The organism is Thermosynechococcus sp. B1, assembly GCF_030322985.1.
GTDB lineage: Bacteria > Cyanobacteriota > Cyanobacteriia > Thermosynechococcales > Thermosynechococcaceae > Thermosynechococcus.
The window spans coordinates 382,857-400,814 of record NZ_CP096573.1 but is presented as its reverse complement, the minus strand read 5'-3'; the positions used below and the strand labels follow the sequence as shown (position 1 = coordinate 400,814).

At 52.7% G+C, this 17,958-nt stretch carries 24 protein-coding genes and 1 pseudogene; 11 read left to right on the top strand and 14 right to left on the bottom strand.

Features of this window, described 5'->3' with window-relative positions:
- The first annotated feature begins 90 nt into the window (after window positions 1-90).
- Window positions 91-1,212 (top strand): nucleoside triphosphate pyrophosphohydrolase, encoded by a 1,122-nt coding sequence (mazG, locus tag M0644_RS02050; RefSeq protein WP_315863017.1) that lies wholly within the window; start codon window positions 91-93, stop codon window positions 1,210-1,212.
- On the opposite strand, the gene M0644_RS02045 is transcribed toward mazG, so the two are convergent.
- From M0644_RS02045 to trxA, 3 genes are read right to left on the bottom strand one after another with little or no spacing between them, the layout of a single operon-like run.
- Window positions 1,209-2,957, bottom strand: coding sequence for an ABC transporter substrate-binding protein (locus M0644_RS02045; RefSeq protein ID WP_286626381.1), 1,749 nt, complete (start codon window positions 2,955-2,957; stop codon window positions 1,209-1,211). The two genes, mazG and M0644_RS02045, sit on opposite strands and share 4 nt — an antisense overlap.
- A complete protein-coding gene (thiS, locus tag M0644_RS02040) occupies window positions 2,957-3,178 on the bottom strand; it encodes a sulfur carrier protein ThiS (RefSeq protein ID WP_149817699.1) in 222 nt (73 codons plus the stop codon). The genes M0644_RS02045 and thiS overlap by 1 nt, the downstream gene beginning before the upstream one ends.
- 21 nt (window positions 3,179-3,199) lie before the next feature.
- Window positions 3,200-3,523, bottom strand: a complete 324-nt coding sequence (trxA, locus tag M0644_RS02035) for a thioredoxin (protein WP_149817697.1) — start codon at window positions 3,521-3,523, stop codon at window positions 3,200-3,202.
- Window positions 3,524-3,730: 207 nt separating this feature from the next.
- Between trxA and psaX the strand changes: the two genes are divergently transcribed.
- On the top strand, window positions 3,731-3,841 hold the full coding sequence (gene psaX / locus M0644_RS02030; RefSeq protein WP_081711791.1) for a photosystem I protein PsaX: 111 nt from the start codon (window positions 3,731-3,733) through the stop codon (window positions 3,839-3,841).
- Between the two features lie 51 nt (window positions 3,842-3,892).
- Here the strand turns inward: psaX and M0644_RS02025 are convergent, their stop codons facing one another.
- The 4 genes and pseudogenes from M0644_RS02025 to M0644_RS02010 all read right to left on the bottom strand — a co-directional run bounded on the left by M0644_RS02025 (window position 3,893) and on the right by M0644_RS02010 (window position 5,536).
- A complete protein-coding gene (locus M0644_RS02025) occupies window positions 3,893-4,261 on the bottom strand; it encodes a YccF domain-containing protein (protein WP_286626378.1) in 369 nt (122 codons plus the stop codon).
- A gap of 230 nt (window positions 4,262-4,491) precedes the next feature.
- On the bottom strand, window positions 4,492-4,941 hold the full coding sequence (locus tag M0644_RS02020) for a hypothetical protein (RefSeq protein ID WP_286626377.1): 450 nt from the start codon (window positions 4,939-4,941) through the stop codon (window positions 4,492-4,494).
- A 9-nt stretch (window positions 4,942-4,950) separates the two neighbouring features.
- A pseudogene (locus tag M0644_RS02015) lies at window positions 4,951-5,202 on the bottom strand (mechanosensitive ion channel family protein); the annotation flags it as partial.
- Window positions 5,180-5,536, bottom strand: a complete 357-nt coding sequence (locus M0644_RS02010; RefSeq protein ID WP_149817689.1) for a hypothetical protein — start codon at window positions 5,534-5,536, stop codon at window positions 5,180-5,182. The gene M0644_RS02010 and the pseudogene M0644_RS02015, both read right to left, overlap by 23 nt.
- 299 nt (window positions 5,537-5,835) lie before the next feature.
- On the opposite strand from M0644_RS02010, the gene M0644_RS02005 reads away from it, so the two are divergent.
- From M0644_RS02005 to M0644_RS01995, 3 genes are all read left to right on the top strand, one after another.
- Window positions 5,836-6,462, top strand: a complete 627-nt coding sequence (locus tag M0644_RS02005) for a hypothetical protein (protein WP_149817687.1) — start codon at window positions 5,836-5,838, stop codon at window positions 6,460-6,462.
- A 62-nt stretch (window positions 6,463-6,524) separates the two neighbouring features.
- Window positions 6,525-6,779: a hypothetical protein gene (locus tag M0644_RS02000; protein WP_149817685.1), complete on the top strand. Its 255-nt coding sequence runs from the start codon at window positions 6,525-6,527 to the stop codon at window positions 6,777-6,779.
- Between the two features lie 21 nt (window positions 6,780-6,800).
- On the top strand, window positions 6,801-8,618 hold the full coding sequence (locus tag M0644_RS01995; RefSeq protein WP_286626374.1) for an HMA2 domain-containing protein: 1,818 nt from the start codon (window positions 6,801-6,803) through the stop codon (window positions 8,616-8,618).
- A gap of 18 nt (window positions 8,619-8,636) precedes the next feature.
- Here the strand turns inward: M0644_RS01995 and M0644_RS01990 are convergent, their stop codons facing one another.
- Entirely contained in the window at window positions 8,637-8,813 is a 177-nt protein-coding gene (locus M0644_RS01990) for a hypothetical protein (protein ID WP_286626373.1), read from the bottom strand.
- Between the two features lie 63 nt (window positions 8,814-8,876).
- Between M0644_RS01990 and M0644_RS01985 the strand changes: the two genes are divergently transcribed.
- A complete protein-coding gene (locus tag M0644_RS01985; RefSeq protein ID WP_255451698.1) occupies window positions 8,877-9,008 on the top strand; it encodes a hypothetical protein in 132 nt (43 codons plus the stop codon).
- A 203-nt stretch (window positions 9,009-9,211) separates the two neighbouring features.
- A complete protein-coding gene (speY, locus tag M0644_RS01980) occupies window positions 9,212-10,375 on the top strand; it encodes a homospermidine biosynthesis protein (protein WP_286626372.1) in 1,164 nt (387 codons plus the stop codon).
- On the opposite strand, the gene M0644_RS01975 is transcribed toward speY, so the two are convergent.
- Window positions 10,372-11,118: a metal ABC transporter ATP-binding protein gene (locus tag M0644_RS01975; protein ID WP_286626369.1), complete on the bottom strand. Its 747-nt coding sequence runs from the start codon at window positions 11,116-11,118 to the stop codon at window positions 10,372-10,374. The two genes, speY and M0644_RS01975, sit on opposite strands and share 4 nt — an antisense overlap.
- Window positions 11,115-12,053, bottom strand: coding sequence for a metal ABC transporter substrate-binding protein (locus M0644_RS01970; protein WP_286626367.1), 939 nt, complete (start codon window positions 12,051-12,053; stop codon window positions 11,115-11,117). Before M0644_RS01970 ends, M0644_RS01975 begins: the two co-directional genes overlap by 4 nt.
- 190 nt (window positions 12,054-12,243) lie before the next feature.
- On the opposite strand from M0644_RS01970, the gene M0644_RS01965 reads away from it, so the two are divergent.
- From M0644_RS01965 to M0644_RS01950, 4 genes are read left to right on the top strand one after another with little or no spacing between them, the layout of a single operon-like run.
- Window positions 12,244-13,299, top strand: coding sequence for a peptidylprolyl isomerase (locus tag M0644_RS01965; RefSeq protein WP_399363169.1), 1,056 nt, complete (start codon window positions 12,244-12,246; stop codon window positions 13,297-13,299).
- A 38-nt stretch (window positions 13,300-13,337) separates the two neighbouring features.
- Window positions 13,338-13,796 (top strand): pentapeptide repeat-containing protein, encoded by a 459-nt coding sequence (locus tag M0644_RS01960; RefSeq protein WP_149817671.1) that lies wholly within the window; start codon window positions 13,338-13,340, stop codon window positions 13,794-13,796.
- Between the two features lie 3 nt (window positions 13,797-13,799).
- On the top strand, window positions 13,800-13,952 hold the full coding sequence (locus tag M0644_RS01955; protein WP_190278162.1) for a hypothetical protein: 153 nt from the start codon (window positions 13,800-13,802) through the stop codon (window positions 13,950-13,952).
- Window positions 13,945-15,021: an Era-like GTP-binding protein gene (locus tag M0644_RS01950; RefSeq protein ID WP_286626365.1), complete on the top strand. Its 1,077-nt coding sequence runs from the start codon at window positions 13,945-13,947 to the stop codon at window positions 15,019-15,021. Before M0644_RS01955 ends, M0644_RS01950 begins: the two co-directional genes overlap by 8 nt.
- Here the strand turns inward: M0644_RS01950 and dcd are convergent.
- The 4 genes from dcd to M0644_RS01930 all read right to left on the bottom strand — a co-directional run bounded on the left by dcd (window position 14,988) and on the right by M0644_RS01930 (window position 17,953).
- Window positions 14,988-15,569 (bottom strand): dCTP deaminase, encoded by a 582-nt coding sequence (dcd, locus tag M0644_RS01945; RefSeq protein WP_181496856.1) that lies wholly within the window; start codon window positions 15,567-15,569, stop codon window positions 14,988-14,990. The genes M0644_RS01950 and dcd overlap by 34 nt on opposite strands.
- An 84-nt stretch (window positions 15,570-15,653) precedes the next feature.
- Window positions 15,654-15,986: a hypothetical protein gene (locus M0644_RS01940; RefSeq protein WP_286626364.1), complete on the bottom strand. Its 333-nt coding sequence runs from the start codon at window positions 15,984-15,986 to the stop codon at window positions 15,654-15,656.
- Between the two features lie 57 nt (window positions 15,987-16,043).
- Window positions 16,044-17,798 carry an arginine--tRNA ligase gene (argS, locus tag M0644_RS01935; RefSeq protein ID WP_286626362.1) on the bottom strand — a complete coding sequence of 585 codons (1,755 nt, stop codon included), beginning with the start codon at window positions 17,796-17,798 and terminating at the stop codon, window positions 16,044-16,046.
- Entirely contained in the window at window positions 17,798-17,953 is a 156-nt protein-coding gene (locus M0644_RS01930; RefSeq protein ID WP_149817663.1) for a hypothetical protein, read from the bottom strand. The genes argS and M0644_RS01930 overlap by 1 nt, the downstream gene beginning before the upstream one ends.
- Window positions 17,954-17,958 lie beyond the last annotated feature (5 nt).

The following is a 17,958-nucleotide window of genomic DNA, read 5'->3' as shown; positions in this document are numbered from 1 at the left end:
TGACCCTAAGGGCAGCCACCTGACGGGCAACATTTGGGAGACCCCTAGCAAGAACCTCAGGAAATTGGCGATGATAGGCAAACAATCGTGATGCAGCGTCCAGTGATTGCGCCTATGGCCATGTCCTTAACTGTTTTGTCGGCGGCAACTGTCTTGGCAGAAGCAACAGAATTGCCTGAAGGGGGTCTGATTACGGAGATTCCGACGCTGGCGATCGCCCACCGCTTGGCACACCACCTCCGCCACCACTGGCCTTTAGAGACACCCTTGACACTCATTGACGCCCAACACCAGAGCACACTCCTCACCCTTGGCGAATTAGCAGAACTAACGGAGGCCACCTGCCCGCTACAACTGTATGTGCCACCCCCCCTACCAGAGGTACTGATTCAGTTTCAACGCTTGATTGACGTGGTTCGAGAACTGCGCCATCCTGAGCGAGGCTGCCCTTGGGATTTGCAGCAAACACCCACCACCCTCATTCCCTACGTTCTTGAGGAGGCCTATGAAGTCGTCCATGCCCTTCAAGAGGGAGACAGTAGGGCGATCGCCGAAGAATTAGGGGATCTGTTGCTTCAGGTCGTGCTCCAGAGTCAACTGGCCCAAGAAGCCAACCAATTTACCCTTGCCCAGGTCATTCAAGGAATTACCGATAAACTGATCCGTCGCCATCCCCATGTCTTTGGTGAAGTGGCTCTCACCACTGCGCAAGAGGTGCGCGACCAATGGGAGCAAATCAAAGCGGCTGAAAAAGGGACAGAAGAACCTCTCCCCCTGAGTCAAAAGCTGCAACGCTATGCCCGTACCCTGCCCCCCCTGATGGCGGGGATGAAAATTGGGGAGCGAGCTAGTCGCGCTGGCCTAGATTGGCCGACCATTAGCGGTGCGTGGGAGAAATTTTACGAGGAGCTGGCGGAGTTTCAAGAGGCGCTTCTACAAGGGAATGCCGAACACCAGATTGCCGAATTAGGGGATCTGCTCTTTAGTGTGATTAACCTCGCCCGCTGGTGCCAACTAGATCCTGTGAATGCCCTGCAACAAACCTACCAACGCTTTATCCAACGCCTCGAACGCATTGAGGCTGCCATCGATCGCCCCCTTGAAACTTACACCCTAGAAGAACTGGAAGCCCTATGGCAACAGGCCAAGGTACAGTTAGCCGCAGACAACCGAACCGAAGTGCCACCGGAGACCAAACCCGAAGAGGCCTAATCCATGGCTGCCATTTCCACTTTCAGTTCATCGAGGTTCCACAGCGCTCCCCCTAAAGCGGTGGGATTCGCGCCCACCACATGATTGCGAAAAGCCGTGAGGGAGAGGGGATTCACCAAGTAGATAAAGGGGAGATATTCCTGAGCCAGCCGCTGGGCTTCAGCATAGATTTGCTTGCGCTGTTCTAGATTGAGTTCCTGTGCCCCCTGTACATAGAGATCACTAATGCGCTGCTCCCAGTCAGCCACGACTCGACCCGTAATCGGAGGTTGGTTGGGGGCCGGTTGCTGATTGAACGTATGCAAAAGGCCATCCACGCGCCAGATATTGGCACCGCTATTGGGTTCATTGCCACCCCCTGTAAAACCAAGGATGTGGGCTTCCCACTCTAGGGAATTGGACAGGCGATCTACTAGGGTACTAAAAGCCAAAAATTGCAGATCCACCTGCATCCCGATCGCCCCCAAGTCCTGCTGAATTTGTGTCGCTATCGCCTCACGGATTTTGTTGCCCGCATTGGTAATCAGTGAAAAGCGGACGCGGTTCCCTTGAGCATCAAAGAGGCGACCTTGATTGTCGTAGCGGAAGCCTGCCTCTTGCAGTAATGCCTTGGCTTTGGCCACATCGTAACGGTAGGTGGGCAGTCCCTGCTCTGGGGAGAAGTAAAAGGGGCTTTGTACGGGAATCGTTGAGTGTTGGGGCGCCCCTAGGCCTTGGTAGATATTGTTAATCATCCGCTGGCGATCGAGGGCATAGGCCACTGCCTGCCGGAAGCGGACATCGTTAAACCACGCCGATTTCACCGGATCTACGAGGGGCTTGCCATTGCGCCGCCCACGATTCAGATTAAAACACAAGAAGAGGGTGTTGGGACTCGGTCCACTGTTGTAGATGCGAAACTGGCCGCGCTTTTCTTCCCGCTTGAGGAGGGAAAACATCTCAGGGGTAACGGCAAATAAATCCAGACCGCCTGAGCGAAATTGCAGCATGGCGGTGTCGGTGGATTCCACAATTTGCCAAATAAACCGTTCAAGATGGGGTAGGGGCGATCGCCAGTAAAAGGGATTGCGCCGAAAAATCAGCCGCTGGCTATTCACATAGCGATCCATGACAAAGGGACCATTCCCCACAATCTGCCGTGGATCCGTATCAGTTCCCCACATTGACAAAAACTTCAACCGCCCTTGACTATCCCGTTCTCGTACGGCCTCCCGCAGCAGATGGGCGGGCAAAATCGGCAGACCCGTGTTTCGTAAAAAAGGGGCAAAGGGTTCGGGGAGCTTAAAGGTTACTTGGCGATCGCCTTGGGCCGTCACTTCAGGGAGCAACCCCTTCTGGCCAATGCGCAGAATATCGCGGCTACTGGTGGGAATTTCCGGATTGAAATAGATCTCGTTGTAGGTAAAGACCACGTCCTCACTGGTGAGGGGCATCCCATCCGACCATTTCAGATTCGGCTTGAGTTGAAAGACAATCTCGAGGGTTTCAGGCTTGATTTGCCAAGACTCAGCAAGGGCTGGCTCCAGCTCACCTGTAAGGCCATTTTCTTGAATTAACCCTGTGTAAAGGTAGCCAAAGACATTGGGAGATTCTTGGCTCAGGGCATAGTTAAAGGTTTTTGGGTCTGAGGTGACGGCGGTCACCAATTGGTTGCCCTGCGGCGTAATTAGGCCAGCACAGCTTCCGAGGCTGAGGGTGCATAGACAAACCAGTAGCGCAATTAGAGGCCATCGCCACCCGCGCATCAGCCGCCACCGACAATCGTGACAATTTCCAAGCGATCGCCCGCCTGCACATAGGTGGTGTCCCAAAACTGCCGATGCAAAATCTCACCATTGTATTCAATGGCAACAAGGCGGGGATGAATATTGAGCAGGTCACAGAGTTCTGGAATTGAGAGCGATCGCCTCAAGGTGTGAGGAGTGCCATTGACATGGATGACGATCGCTGGCTCAACAGGAACCATAGTGACAAGGGCATATCCAACCTAGAGGAACTGGGCAAGGGTTGCTTCAATTTTGGTTTTGGGTACTGCACCCACCAAAATATCCACCTTTTGACCGCCCTTGAAAATCATCAGTGTTGGGATGCTGCGAATACCGTAGTCGGTGGCCACTTTAGAGTTTTCATCGGTATTCACCTTGACAACCTTGACCCTGCCCTGATACTCATTGGCAATTTCGTCAACAACGGGAGCCACCATGCGACACGGTCCACACCAAGGCGCCCAAAAATCCACCAGTACAGGAATATCACTATTTAATACTTCTTCTTCAAAGGTGGCATCCGTGACGGACAATGCACTAGACATAAACAGAACCCTTATAACGAATCAGCAGCCTTAAAAATATACTCTAGCAACCTTTAGACCAATCTTGGGCTTCAGATTATTTTTTGATACCCTAGGCAGTCTAGCTCGCGACTAGGTTTGATTTGCAGTATATCACGTCGCCCTCAGCATACAGGAGACTATCGGCGTATAATAGGATTACCGTTTCCTATCCAGAGGATGTCAACTATGGCAACAAAATCTGCAAAACCCACCTACGCTTTCCGTACCTTTTGGGCTGTGCTGCTGTTGGCCATTAACTTCTTGGTTGCCGCCTACTACTTTGGCATCCTCAAGTAGGACTTCAGAGGAAGGGATGGAGGGGGCACCCTAGCCCCCCATTACTGGTAATCACTTCAACTCACGGCCAAAGGGCAGTAATCCTAAAATCATCAGCTTGAAATGCTGCTGTGCAAAGGGCAGGCCAATAATCGTCACCGCCAAGAGCAACCCCCAAAAGAGGTGATTGAGGGCAATACCCCAGCCCACGACCAAAAGCCACAGGATATTAAAGATCATCGTTAGGGTGCTGTTGGCAGCGGGCGCTTCAACAACTTGCTTCCCAAAGGGCAATAAAGCACTCCAGCCCAGTTGAATGGCTTTAATCCCAAAGGGAATGCCAATGATCGTCAGGCACAGCGTCACACCGCCCAGCATATAGCCAATGCCCGTCAGGAAGCCGCCAAAGATTAGCCAAATGATATTGCCCAGAAGACTCATGATCCGCTGCTCCAAACATTACCTAAGCCTAGCCTAGCAAGTAGCCAGTCGAGGAATTCTGCATAGGCAATCTGAGTCTGGAACCATGACGGTGGCAGTTGTCCAAAATAGGTCATCGCAAACTCAACTCTCACATCCCGTTCACGGTTGTAGCGCTGTTGGGGTGTAAGTGCATTATCTTGGGGGGAAAGGCGCAGGAGTCGCTGCACCCTCTCCGCTGGAGTTTCCTATTATACAGATTCAACCCCAGCTATTTTCTTTAATTCAGTCAGATTATCAATTATCAAATTATTCTGCTGATTTAAGTAATCTAAATCATCTTCATTTCCTTGTCTTTTTTGCTCTATTTCATAACGTTGGCTATTTAAGTATTCTATTGATGTTTCGGAAACTTGTTTTACTGTTTCTTGAATCCTTTCTCTTGAGTCATCTATTATTGCTGTAACCCATCTTGTGATCGCTTCAACAACTTTATTGTTAAATTGAGACGCCCCTAATGATGATTCCCAACTTACATAAAGCGCGTCAATAATTGTTAGTTTTAAATCTTTGATTTCTTTTATTCTTTTTATTCTAGTGTCATGATCAGTACTAGAGCCAAGTGCTGCACCTAAGCCAAACCCAATAGCTGCAGCTGCACCAACCCCTGCAGTTGCAAGGCCAAATAATAACGGATTCAATGACTTGGGCTACTTCGGTAGCGTAATGCGGAAGCTGGGGGGGAGATAGTCATCCCCTAAGTAGTTGCTGGGAATCGTGCTGGTGTTGCCATCCCGCAGTGCCAAGTAGCTTGGTGACATGATTTCGATACCCGCTTCGTTGCAGGCGTCTTGGAGGTTTTGATGCAATTCAGAAATGGTATAGCGCAGCCCCTTCCAGTTACGGGTGTAAACATTCAGCTCATAGGCGATGTGGTAGTCATTGAGGGCAGTTTGCAATATTTTTGAGCAGGTTTTGGGGAACGCGATCTTGGCGATAACGGGTAATGGCCTCACGAATGGGCTGGGCGAGTTCAATCGCTATTTCTTCTTGCGTTTCTAGGCGATCGCCCACATCGGCTTTTGTAATGGTGACGAGCGGGCGGTTGTCTTGAACCACGCTGACATTGTCGCGATCGCCCACTCTTTTGATCGTAATGCTCTCAACGGGAATATCTTCATCCTCTGCCACTTGCAGGATACGGCGTTGAATCGCTGCCGCCCGTTCCTCGGGGGTAAAGGAGCCAATGCCTTCACGCACCTCAAACAAAACTTCGCCATCATTGATCGCCTTCACGGGTGCGAAAGGTGACGTCGGGAACCCGTTGCCCTTCACGGTTGGGTAGCATGGTGGAGTCCTCTACATAACGTTGCTTTCTAAAGCGTAGTTGTTATGACTTTAATTTGTCAAGCGACAATGGCTAGTTTTTGATCTCAGGTGCTCCCCTCTAACCTAGGAAGTGATCTACAGCCTTCTGATAGGGTCTCCTGATTGACAGGTTATTTGGAAAACTTTGTGGTTTGACTCAAGTTTGCTATCGTACAGGTAGACTTACTCAGCGTACGATTACGACCACAACCTTTGGCGAGCTTCTGATGGAAGAACTGCTTAAAACCAGCCAAGAATTAGCTGAACTGTTCCCTGACGGTGCGATTTTTATTGGCGGAATCGCAGTTTATCTGCATAGCAAATCCCAAGGTCTATTGCATCTTGCTGAAAGCAGTCATGATGGAGACTTCTACATCTCCCTTATTGATTTTGCAGATTTACGAGATTTGGAAGAGATCACACCAAACCGGCGCTTAAATAAGTATCAGCTCATTAAGAATGGATGGGAATTTGATGTCTATGTTGAAAGAAATAATCATCTCGCTATACCCTTTTGTGAGGTCAATGCAGAAAAAATAGTTATTGATAATTTGCCCTGTGCGTGCTTAGAGCATCTATTAATTCTTAAGTTAGATGCTTATTCTGACAGGTTTCATTCATCAAAAGGCGATAAAGATAAGCGAGATATTATTCGCATCTTAAACATGATGAAAAGTCCAAGAATTGATATTTTGAAAAACTACTTAGATCAAGAAAAAATAAAACTTATTAAATTGGCAATTAGTGATAATTCAAAGTATCTAGAAATGTGCAAAAACAATTCTCAACAAGCAAGTGCATTACGTAAGTCAACACAGAAAAATAGTCAAATTTTGCTCGATTTAGAAGTATGAGAAAACTATATCGCGTTTTTATACCACCGCCAAAATATGAGAAAAGGTGTTACTCCTATGAAATGATTTATACACTTGAGGAAATATGTGAAAAAGCGGGCTACAAATTAAAAGTAACAGGATGCCTAACACCGAAAATAATTTTAGCAGAAAAAGAAAATACAATTGCTTTTGATCGAGAGGGAAATCCAATCTATATCGTAGATGTTAGAGGTATTGATTTGTCGAGACCTGAAGGGTGGGAAATGATTTTGGAAACATTAGCCTATGGCTTTATGGATTACGCCACACGAGAAACGGTGCGTCACCGGTCTTGATTGAACTTCACGGGAGCGTTGATGGAGCAGCAAATTGTCCATGCCACAACAGGACGGGTGCGCTTTCGCGTGCCGCGTGTGCAGCGAGATTCGGCCTACGGAGAGTTATTGGTGCAGTTGCTGGAGTCTTTGGCCATTGTCGAGCGGGTACGGCTCAATCCCCAAGCGGCAACGGTGGTGGTGGAGTATCAACCCCATTTGCTCCATGAAGCGGCGGTCTATGAAAGTTTGAATCACTGTTTTCAGCAAGCCATGGTGGCCATGCCGCAGCCCTTGCCGGATAGTGCGGCTCCTGCGGATGCGATCGCCCTTGAAGATTACGAAGCACAAGTAGAGGCCGATGCTCGCCTTGAAAGCGATTGGGAACGCTTGGGACTGCCCTTGGTGGCCTTGGGGGTCTCGCTCCTCAGTGTGCCCTTGGAATTGCCCTTCGCGGTGGTTGGGGCTACGGTCTTGGCCAGTGCTTGGCCTTGGTTTCAGCGGGTGGGGCATCAGATGTATCAGGGACATCCCCCCAATGTGGATTTGCTCGATAGCCTCTGGATGGCACTGCATACCGTCAATGGCCAGTTCTTAGCGCCTGCCTTGAAGACTGCCCTAGTGGGGGTACGGGCAGATGTGCGCGATCGCCAGCGACGACAACAGTTGCATCGATATCCCAGTGTCTTGATGGCTCACTACGAACACCTGACGGTGGAACGCCAAGGACATTCCCTGACGATTGAAAGTCAGGAGTTACAAGCGGGGGATCTCCTGTGGCTGCGGCCGGGGGATGTTGTGCCCGTAGATGGCAGTGTTGTTGCTGGATTGGCGGAAGTGGAGCCTGCCCATTTTGAATTCTCGCGACAGGTGTGGGTGTGTCGTCCCGGCGATGCTCTCTATGCCGGCTGTCAAATTCTCACGGGACAGGTTCAACTGCGGGTGATGCGCACCGGTTGGCAAACGCGCCTTGGCTTGATCACGGATCTTCTGCACACTGAACCGGTCTATGACAGTGCCCTTGCCCACCAACAGGGGGAATTTGCCCGCCATGCGGTGCTGCCAACCCTTGCCCTCAGTGGTGCCCTCTGGTTGGCTACGGGAGCCTATGGGCCAGCGATCGCCCCGTTACAATTTGACTTTGGCAGTGGTGTGCAACTGTCGCTGCGGACGGTAATGCTCTCGGCGCAGGTATTTGCTGTGCAACAGGGGATCTATTTACCCACCGCTGGTACCTTAGAGCAACTGGCACAACTAGAGAGCTTGGTGATTGATGCTCGCGCAGGTCTTCCCCAGCCCGAACGGGCACAAATCCTGATTCAGCAATTGCGACACCTTGGCCTTCATATCTATCTGCTGCAAGATCAAGGCTCGCCCCTTGAGGGCACCACCGATCTCACGAGCGATCGCCTCACCGATCTGCAGGCCTACCTCGTGGGTAAGCGGCGGCGGGTGGGTTGGATTAGCTTTGGTGAAACCTGCTCCTGTCCTGAATCCACATGGCTACCGATTCGCTGGCAGCCCCCTACCTTTGCCCCCAATGCCAAAGTGGTCGTTCTCTTGGATGGCGACTGGTTTGCCCTTGGCCGTGGCATGGCCATTGCCCGCGATGCCCTAGAGCGCACCTATCAAAATGTCGCCTTGATTTCTCTACCCAATTTAGCCGTTACCTTTGGCGGCATGTTTTTGGGCTTGCATCCTGTGGTCAATGTCGTTACCAACAACGCCACTGCCTTTATGGCCGAGTTTTGGCATGGAAACTCACCCCAGTTTCGTACCGCCCTATTGCCAAGTACACCAACGACCGTCCCCCTGCAACCGCTGCCCCTAGAATCCCCGCAACTAGCGGTGGCCTTATAGAGCGAGGCTATCAAAGCGTCAATAGCGCTGCTTCAAGAAGGTGAGCAGCAACCAAAGTCCCGTCAACCAACTGGCCATGGCAAGGATTAAGAAAATTCCTCCCGGCAGCATCGTCAGCCAACCGGTTCCTCGCAAGAGGTAGAGAATGAGGAAGACGGTGAAACAAGTACCAAAAACATAATAGGCACGGCGCACGGCAAATTAGGTAATGAAGTGTTATAGTGATCTCGTAATGTAAGGGCATGGGACTTGTCAACAGTGAAACAATTGACGTTGATGGGCTATCCCAACATCACCACTTGGTATCTCGAAATGGGGTTGCGCCAACGGCGAGCAGCCATCCCTGCACTCTCGGTTGTGGATAATTGCGAAGGACCGAGTATGAGCTGATCGGCCTGCAACTGGAGGTTCACACCGTTGTGAACTGGGTCGATCAGAAGTGTTGAGCACGTTCCGCCCTGTTACGGCACTTTAAGTTTTTAGCTATTCAAAATCATGAAACACCCCTCAGCGGGTTAAGCAATGCTATGGTTGGGGTAGTTCCCGCCTGAGCGGCTGCGCCTGCTGTGGAATTAGCTTGCGAGGAACGACCGATGTCTGCATTTGCTACCCCCATTACCCCTGCTCCCATTCCCGATAATATCAGCCTGACAGAACTCATTGATAAATACTTCACCGCCTATAACTCAGCACGGCTACGGGAAATTTGCCAATTGTTGAGCCAACGGGTGTTTCGGCCAGAAGTGACGGTTGGTCTGAGCCTCTCAGGGGCGATGACGCCTGCGGGTTTGGGAATCTCGGCTCTGGCGCCTTTGGTGCGCGCTGGGTTTATTGATTACATCATCAGTACTGGAGCAAACCTCTACCACGATATTCACTATGCCCTCGGCATGGATCTCTATGCGGCGCATCCTTTTGTCGATGATGTGCAACTGCGCAAGGAAAGCAAAATCCGCATCTATGACATTATCTTTGACTACGATGTGCTCCTTGAAACTGACGCCTTTTTGCGGCAAGTGCTGCGCAGTGAAACCTTCCAACGCCGCATGGGCACCGCCGAGTTTCACTATCACCTAGGGCGCTATGTCCGCGAACTGGAAGTGCAGCGGGGACAAACCCATTCCTGTCTCTTGGCCACGGCCTATGAGTGTGGGGTGCCCATTTACACCTCCTCCCCCGGTGATAGCTCCATTGGTATGAATGTGGCGGCGATCGCCCTCGAAGGGTCGAAACTGATCATTGACCCCGCCATTGATGTCAATGAAACCGCTGCGATTGCCTACTTTGCCCGCGAAGCCGCTGAAGGAAATGGTAAGAGTGCCGCTCTCATTATTGGTGGCGGGAGTCCGAAAAACTTCCTGCTGCAAACCCAGCCACAGATCCACGAGGTTTTGGGATTAGAGGAACGGGGGCACGATTACTTTATTCAGATTACCGATGCGCGGCCGGATACGGGTGGCCTCTCGGGCGCTGTGCCCAGTGAAGCCGTCAGTTGGGGCAAGGTGGATCCCCAAGGGTTGCGGGATACCGTGGTCTGCTACACCGATAGCACGATCGCTCTTCCCATCCTTACCGCCTACTGCCTCAATCGCTGTCAACCCCGTCCCCTCAAACGCCTCTACGATCGCCGCGGCAAAATGGTCGAACGCCTCCAACAGCTCTACCTGCAAGCGCAACTTCAGCACAAGGTGAAAGACCTGCCCCCTGCAGCACCTGTAGCCACCTATCCCTGTGGTACGCCGATTCGTCGGGGCTAGTCACAGCGGCGGGGGATCCGCAGGGATCCCTCGAAGGCTCGCGCGAGATTTTCAGGGGTAAAGACCTCACTGGTGCGGCCATAGGCTAGGATGCTGCGGTTCACCAGCACCACCTGATCACAAAAGGTGGTAATCGAGGAGAGATCATGAGTGGAGATGAGAATTGTGTGCCCCTTCTCCCGCTCCGCCATGAGGAGATCAATAATCAGTTTCTCCGTTTTTACATCCACACCCGCAAAGGGTTCATCCAAGAGCAACACCTGTGCTTCTTGGGCAAAGGCGCGGGCAAGGAACATGCGTTTCTTTTGTCCGCCGGAGAGTTCGCCAATTTGGCGGTGCCGCAGAGGCCACAATTCCACCTGTTCTAGACTTTCCCCTACCCGCTGGCGATCGCCCGCGGTTGGTTGGCGCAGCCAGTTCATTTTGCCATAGCGCCCCATCATCACGACATCCCAGACCCGCAGGGGGAACTGCCAATCGACATCTTCACTTTGGGGCACATAGGCCACAAGGGACTGCCGTTGTACCTGCTGTCGGGGTAAGCCATGAATGCGTACCTGACCTCGGATCGGCTTGACAAACCCCATGATGGCCTTGAAAAGGGTGGATTTACCAGCCCCATTCATCCCCACGACCCCACAGATCGTGCCGGCGGGCAGTTGCAGCGTTGCCCCATGGAGGGCAAGATGGCGATGATAGGCCACCGTCACATCTTGTAAATCAATGGCAGGGCTAGAAATCATGAGGCTGTCCTCCCGGTAAGACCGCGAATCAGGGTGTGGATGTTGTAGCGCAGGAGTTCAAGATAGGTGGGTGCATTGCCCTCAGGGGGCGATAGGGAATCCACATAGAAAATGCCGGCAAAGGTAGCGCCAGACTCCCGTGCCACCTGTTGTTGCGGACCTGCATTAACCGTACTTTCGCAAAAGACAGCGGGAATCTGTTGCCGTCGCACAATGTCAATCACCCGTGTCATTTGTCGCGGCGTCCCTTCCTCATCGGCATTCACAGGCCAGAGATAAACTTCTGTGAGGTTGTAGTCCCGTGCTAAATAGGAGAAAGCGCCTTCACAGGTGACGATGTAGCGTTTGTTGGCGGGGAGGGCTGCTAGGGCTTGACGTAGTTCTTGATCAAGGGCGCGAATTTGGGCTTTATAGGCTGCGGCGTTGGCGGCATAGATCTCCGCGCCAGCAGGATCGAGGTCTGTGAGCGCTTTGCGAATGTTGTCAACATAAATCAGGGCATTTTGGGGTGACATCCAAGCATGGGGGTTGGGTTGTCCGCGGTAGGCATCCTCTTGAATGGGAATGGGGGTAATCCCCTCTGTGAGCGTGACGCGGGGCACATTCGGTAGGCTGCTGTAGAAGCGATCGCCCCAGCGTTCGAGGCCAAGGCCATTTTCTAAAATGAGGGCGGCTTCCTGTCCCCGCACAAGGTCACTAGGCGTGAATTCATAGCCGTGGACTTCCGCTCCCGCTTTAATCAGTGACTCCACCCGCAGGCGATCGCCCGCCACCTGCTGCGCCATATCCGCAAGGACTGTAAACGTGGTCAGCACCAAGGGGCGTTCATCCCGGTCGGTTTGCATTTGACCAGTTGTTTCCCGCTGCTCAGGCGCAAGAGCGGCACATCCCCCCACTACGAGTACTCCCACCAATAACCAACTCAGTTTCCGCATTGCATTTTCATAATCCTTTCATAATTCTCAGGCTAACACAGAAGCTTCAAGAAAATGAAATAAAAATGAAAAGCTCCCCCTTGGAGGGCGATCGCCCCGTCCGATACACTGAGGGGAGACGAAGTCATGGGAAAAAACGGTGAAACGACGCAAACGCTGGCTCGCTCTTTTGGTGATACTGCTCCTCTGGTTGGGAACCTTCCTGCTGCCGCCGCTGGCGATCGCGCTGCCTGTTGAACATCCGTTAATTGCTGCCCTGCCCCAAGGGAATGCCATTACTGATCCCAAAGCGCTGCTCCGTTGGGCCTTACCGATTGACAATCCAACGGTACGAGAACTGCAAAAGGATCTGGAACAAATCTCTTTTTGGGTGCGGGGCAAACAGTGGTCAAAAATTGCCAGTAACATCAGCAAGGCGAAAGCCATTGTTCGCGATCGCGCCGATGAACTGCTCAAAAGTATCCCTGCCGAGAAACAGGCGGCGGCCAAAACCCTCTTGGCGGAGTTAGAGACCTCCCTCGATACACTTCAGGAAGCCGCCAAAGCCAAAGATCGCAGCCAACTCTTGCCCGCTAAAGCCGCTGCCCTCGACAAAGTGGGGGACTTGGAGGCCATGATGGTACAAAACGTGAGCTATACGCCTCCCAAGGGCTACGAGAACCTGCCGCGATTGCTGGGGCGTGCCACCGTGGAAATGGAAACCACTAAGGGGAACCTGACGATTGTTGTCGATGGTTACAGTGCCCCCCTGACCGCCGGCAACTTTGTGGACTTAGTACAACGCCACTTCTACGATGGCCTCCCCTTTACCCGTGCTGAGGAATCCTATGTGCTGCAAGCAGGGGATCCCCCAGGGCCAGAGGTGGGCTTCATTGACCCCAAAACCCAGCAGTACCGTGCCATTCCCCTTGAAATTCTGGTGGAGGGCGACAAGTATCCCCTCTATGGCATCACCCTTGAGGATGCAGGGCGTTACTTAGAACATCCCGTGCTCCCCTTTTCCGCCTATGGCACTGTCGCCTTGGCGCGTCCCAACGATGATCCCAATGGTGGCTCGTCACAATTTTTCTTTTTGCTCTTTGAACCCGAACTGACGCCCGCCGGCCTAAATCTCTTGGATGGTCGCTATGCCGTCTTTGGCTATGTCGTAGAGGGAGAAGAAACCCTGCGGCAATTGCGCCAAGGAGATAAAATTCTCTCGGCTAAGGTGGTGGAGGGCCTTGAAAATCTGATACAACCGGCGTAGGTTAGGATGTCCAGTATAGACACCGTTGAGAGAGTGCGATGATTGTCAAGGTTGCGCCTGCCCTTTGCCTGCTCCTAGTCAGTACCCCTGCTTGGGCTGCCAATCCAGCCCATTTAGAACAACTGCGGCGCACGGGCAACTGCCCCAACTGTGATCTCAGCTATGCCCGCTTGCGGGGTCGGAATCTTCAAGGAGCGGATCTGCGGCGGGCAAACCTCAATGCTGCCAATTTACGCGGTGCCAACCTGAGCAGCGCCAACCTCAGCGGGGCTGTCCTCAATAATGCTGATTTAACGAAGGCCAATCTCACCAATGCCAACCTCAGCGGGGCAAGCCTACTCATCACTCGTTTGGATCGAGCCATTCTCGTGGGGGCGAAGTTAGTGGATGCGATTCTCGGGGGGCGCGATCGCCTAGCACGGGTACGGACATTCCGCGATGCCACCTTGCTCAATGGTCAAAAGGCGCTCTTTCTCGAAGAACCAACTGGCCGCTAGCCTATGGGGATTGCGATCGCCAGCTTTATTATTTTGTTCCTGCTCAGCGAAGCCGTATTGCACCTACGGCAGTGGGTAATTCCCTTTCCTGTCGTCTTAATTGCTGCGGTTGGTTTAGTGGTGGCCTCCAATTGGTCGCTCCTTCGCCGTGAGTAGCCTCCCTATCCTAGACATAACGGCTAAATGTCTAGAGGAACTCCTCGCGTGGCATCAGGTGCACCATCCGCAATTGAGTGCCCAATGGCAGCCCCTCTATGAGTTGCGCGATCGCCTCCACCAGAGCGCATGGCACATTGTTGTCTTGGGTCAAGTGAGCCGCGGCAAGTCCACCCTTTTGAATGCCCTCTATGGCGAAGCGATTTTTCCCGTGGGCGCCCTTCATGGCACGACTCAATGGCCGCGAACGGTTCGCTGGCACTGTCAAGATCAAATCGTCGATCTCACTGATACCCCTGGGCTGGATGAAGTAGCGGGTAGTAACCGCGAAAGCATGACATGGAGTGCCGTTGAGACTGCCGATCTTGTCCTTTTTGTGACCCAAGACAGCCTTACCCCCGTCGAATGCCAAGCCCGCGATCGCCTAAACACCCTTAGGATTCCCCACAAGCTGATTCTCACCAAGGCGGATCTCTACCCGCCAATGGCCGAAGGTATTGCCGTGAGCAGCACAACAGGTCAAGGCATTCCAGAACTGCGACAGCTTCTTCAGCAGTGGTTACAACAGGAGGCTCCCCAAGCCCGTGCCCTGCGAATTCTCCACCAAGCCAGCCAAGTTGAACAGAACCTCGGGGCAGCTCTTGGCACGCAAGACACGTCGGCATGGTCTTGGTTAACCGCACAGATGGTGGGTAGCCTGCTGCTGCCGGGGGGATTTTTCGATGTCGTGCTGGCGATAATCAGTACCCTTGCCTATATCCGCAAAGCGTGCCAAGCCTATGCCGTGCCCTTTCCCCTACCGGCCTTTGGGAGTCTGAGTCAGTTTGTCTTACTGTGGTATGCGGCGATTTATCTTTCTAGTTGGCAAGGCTTGACCTTCGGCAGTGAACTCTGGGGAGTCAATACGACTGTTGTCCTCCAGGGGGGAGTGATCTTCTGGGGCTACCAACAGATTCGCCGCCGCCTAGACCCCTATCTTCAGCAGGGCTATCAATGGGGACACCATGGACCCCAACGGCTGTTGCAGCAACTCACTCAAACCCGTGCCAATGTGACGGCCTCCGGCTGATCTTGGTATTTGCCCCGCCGCGTTTCATAACTGACATCGCAGGGTTCACCCTCAAAAAAGAGCAATTGCACCACTCCCTCATTGGCGTAGATGCGACAGTCTGCACTGGAAGAATTTGAGAATTCTAAGGTCAGATGGCCTCGCCAGCCCGCCTCTGCCGGTGTCAGGTTAGCAATAATCCCCGCACGGGCATAGGAGCTTTTACCAATACACAGAACCGTGACATTTTCAGGAACCTGTAGGCGTTCTAGCGCCACCCCAAGACCGTAGGAATGGGCGGGCAAAATAAAGAAGGCACCATTGGCATCTTCATGGAGGGGCGCAGATTCCAGATTGGCAGGGTTAAAGTTTTTGGGATCCACCACTGTCCCCGGCACATGGCGAAAGATACGAAACTCCTTCGGGCTGAGGCGAATATCGTAACCGTAGGAAGAAAGGCCAAAACTAATCACGGGCTGCTCAGCCACCCGCCGCACCAGTGTCGGTTCAAAAGGCTGAATCATGCCCTGAGCCGCCATGGCCCGAATCCAAATGTCATTTTTAATCATTGTGCTGTCGCGATCGCACAAACAACCAATGTATCTTACAGCCCTTTTCCCATGAATAGAACACGCTCAACACTGTGCAGAGACTTAACGCTTTGCTTCCCACTGACCCCAGCGATAGCCGAGTTCAAACCAAATCAGCGAATTGACAAAATAGATCGCGACCACCGTTAACCCTTGCCATAGTTGACCCAACTCAGGCCAAAGCCACGGCAACAGAACAAATCCAACGGCGAGACCAATGAGGAAGCCAAGACCTGTTCCCCCTGCCATGACAAGCATGATGAACAAGCCCCCCAGTTCTAGCTTGCTAGGCAACTTGCGGCGAAATAGCCAAAAATAAAACTGCATGAGGTAGAGATGCGGCCACGTCAGCAGGAAGATAACCGCCAGTAAGAGACTAGAGAATAGGCCTCCCACACTCTAGAAAATTCCAGAAACAACAGTGGTGCTGCGCCCCAGTATAGCGAGAAGGCGCTAAATCCGATCCAAAACCCGAATCCCCAGTAGGGATAGCCCTAGCTTCAGGGTCTGAGCAGTGAGATAGGCGAGGGTCAAGCGGGATTGCTTCGTTGGCTCAGTTGCCGAAAGGATGGGACAGCGATCGTAGAACTGGTTAAAAAGCTGGCTCAGTTCAAAGAGGTATTGGCAGAGGCGGTTGGGCAATAGCTCAGCGCTCACAAGGTCAAGGGTTTCCTCCAGTTGCACAAGGTGCTTGGCCAAGTTTTGCTCGGTCTCATCCTCTAGGAAGAGGGGGGTATCTGGTGAGAGGGTGCGCCAATCAATGTCGCCGCGCCGTGTCAGTCCTTGGACACGCACATAGGCATAGAGCAAATAGGGAGCAGTATTCCCCTGTAGGGAGAGCATCTTGTCGTAGCTAAAGACGTAGTTACTGTTGCGGTTTTGGCTAAGATCTGCGTATTTGACAGCACCGATACCGATCGCCCGTGCCACGGTGTCAATGAATTCTGGAGATTCACGACGGCCTTCAGTGGCAAGGCGCTGTTCTAAATCCGCTCGACTGCGGGCGATCGCCTCCGTCAACAAATCCATCAGGCGAATCGTTTCCCCAGAACGGGTTTTCAAGCGTTTGCCATCTTCCCCCAACACTAAGCCAAAGGGGACATGGGTGAGGGTGACATGGGGCGGCACCCAACCCGCGCGCTGCGCCACTTGAAAGACTTGGGCAAAGTGGGTGGACTGCCCAACATCGGTAACATAGATAATCCAATCTGCTCGGTCTTTGTCAATGCGGTAGCGCAGGGCGGCTAAATCCGTGGTTGCGTAGTTGTAGCCCCCATCGGACTTCTGAATAATTAAGGGTTGGGGCTGCCCCTCTTTATTGGTGAAACCTTCCAAGAAGACGACCTTTGCCCCCTGATCCTCCACCACGAGGCCAAGAGCGGCTAAGTCCTCAATCACCGCGGGCAAAAAGGGATTGTAGAAGGACTCCCCTCGTTCGGTGAGTTCAATATCCAGCAGATCGTAGATCTTTTGAAACTCGCGGCGGGATTGCTCACACAGCAGTTGCCAAGCGCGGCGACTCTGTTCTTCTCCCTGCTGGAGTGCCACCACCTGCTGCCGTGCCTTCTGCTGAAAGTTTGGATCGCTGTCAAAGCGTTGCTTGGCCTTTTTGTAGAATGTCACCAAGTCACCTAAGTCAAGGGCATTGGCGGTTGTGAGGGCGTCGGGATAAACCTCCTCAAGGTAGGTAATGAGCATGCCAAACTGTGTCCCCCAGTCCCCCACATGGTTGAGCCGCAGGACATTGTGGCCTTGAAATTCAAGAATGCGGGCAATGCAGTCACCAATAATCGTGGAGCGCAGGTGACCCACGTGCATTTCCTTGGCAATGTTAGGGCTAGAAAAATCAACCACCACCCGGCGTGGCTCTTGTGCTGGCGGAATCCCCAAGCGATCGCTCCCAATAGCGGCTTGCAGGCTGCACGCCAGAAAGTCCGGCTTGAGACGAAAATTGAGAAAGCCCGGACCAGCAATTTCGACGGGTTGACAGAGATCCTCAACATTGAGATGTGCCACCACCTCTTGGGCTAGCTCACGGGGTGCTTTGCCCACCTGCTTGGCGAGGCTCAGGCAAACATTGGATTGATAGTCGCCAAACTTGGCTTGACTGGCCGGCAGCAGGAGCGGCTGGGGATAGGTATCTAAAGGAAGTGCGGTTTGCAGAGCACTGAAGAGGCGATCGCCCAAAAGCCGTAGAGGAGCAACCATTAACGCTTGCGCCCCCGTCGTTGTTCTTTTTGCTCTGCTTGCAGCCGCCGGCGATCGCGCCACTCCGCAAAAGTCAGATAGCCAATGCCACCAGTGACGACAATCAGCAGCAGCAAGGCCACCAGAACCAGAAGATCCGCCAATGAAACCGTCATTGCCC

Excerpts from the sequence above, each read along its gene's own strand:
- thiS (WP_149817699.1), bottom strand. The coding sequence starts at position 3,178 with ATGGTTCCTGTTGAGCCAGCGATCGTCATCCATGTCAATGGCACTCCT.
- M0644_RS02005 (WP_149817687.1), top strand. The coding sequence starts at position 5,836 with ATGGAAGAACTGCTTAAAACCAGCCAAGAATTAGCTGAACTGTTCCCT.
- M0644_RS01930 (WP_149817663.1), bottom strand. The coding sequence starts at position 17,953 with ATGACGGTTTCATTGGCGGATCTTCTGGTTCTGGTGGCCTTGCTGCTG.
- M0644_RS01960 (WP_149817671.1), top strand. The coding sequence starts at position 13,338 with ATGATTGTCAAGGTTGCGCCTGCCCTTTGCCTGCTCCTAGTCAGTACC.
- dcd (WP_181496856.1), bottom strand. The coding sequence starts at position 15,569 with ATGATTAAAAATGACATTTGGATTCGGGCCATGGCGGCTCAGGGCATG.
- M0644_RS01975 (WP_286626369.1), bottom strand. The coding sequence starts at position 11,118 with ATGATTTCTAGCCCTGCCATTGATTTACAAGATGTGACGGTGGCCTAT.
- mazG (WP_315863017.1), top strand. The coding sequence starts at position 91 with ATGCAGCGTCCAGTGATTGCGCCTATGGCCATGTCCTTAACTGTTTTG.
- trxA (WP_149817697.1), bottom strand. The coding sequence starts at position 3,523 with ATGTCTAGTGCATTGTCCGTCACGGATGCCACCTTTGAAGAAGAAGTA.
- M0644_RS01970 (WP_286626367.1), bottom strand. The coding sequence starts at position 12,053 with ATGCGGAAACTGAGTTGGTTATTGGTGGGAGTACTCGTAGTGGGGGGA.
- argS (WP_286626362.1), bottom strand. The coding sequence starts at position 17,798 with ATGGTTGCTCCTCTACGGCTTTTGGGCGATCGCCTCTTCAGTGCTCTG.
- speY (WP_286626372.1), top strand. The coding sequence starts at position 9,212 with ATGTCTGCATTTGCTACCCCCATTACCCCTGCTCCCATTCCCGATAAT.
- M0644_RS02000 (WP_149817685.1), top strand. The coding sequence starts at position 6,525 with ATGATTTATACACTTGAGGAAATATGTGAAAAAGCGGGCTACAAATTA.
- M0644_RS01995 (WP_286626374.1), top strand. The coding sequence starts at position 6,801 with ATGGAGCAGCAAATTGTCCATGCCACAACAGGACGGGTGCGCTTTCGC.
- M0644_RS02025 (WP_286626378.1), bottom strand. The coding sequence starts at position 4,261 with ATGAGTCTTCTGGGCAATATCATTTGGCTAATCTTTGGCGGCTTCCTG.
- psaX (WP_081711791.1), top strand. The coding sequence starts at position 3,731 with ATGGCAACAAAATCTGCAAAACCCACCTACGCTTTCCGTACCTTTTGG.
- M0644_RS02045 (WP_286626381.1), bottom strand. The coding sequence starts at position 2,957 with ATGCGCGGGTGGCGATGGCCTCTAATTGCGCTACTGGTTTGTCTATGC.
- M0644_RS01955 (WP_190278162.1), top strand. The coding sequence starts at position 13,800 with ATGGGGATTGCGATCGCCAGCTTTATTATTTTGTTCCTGCTCAGCGAA.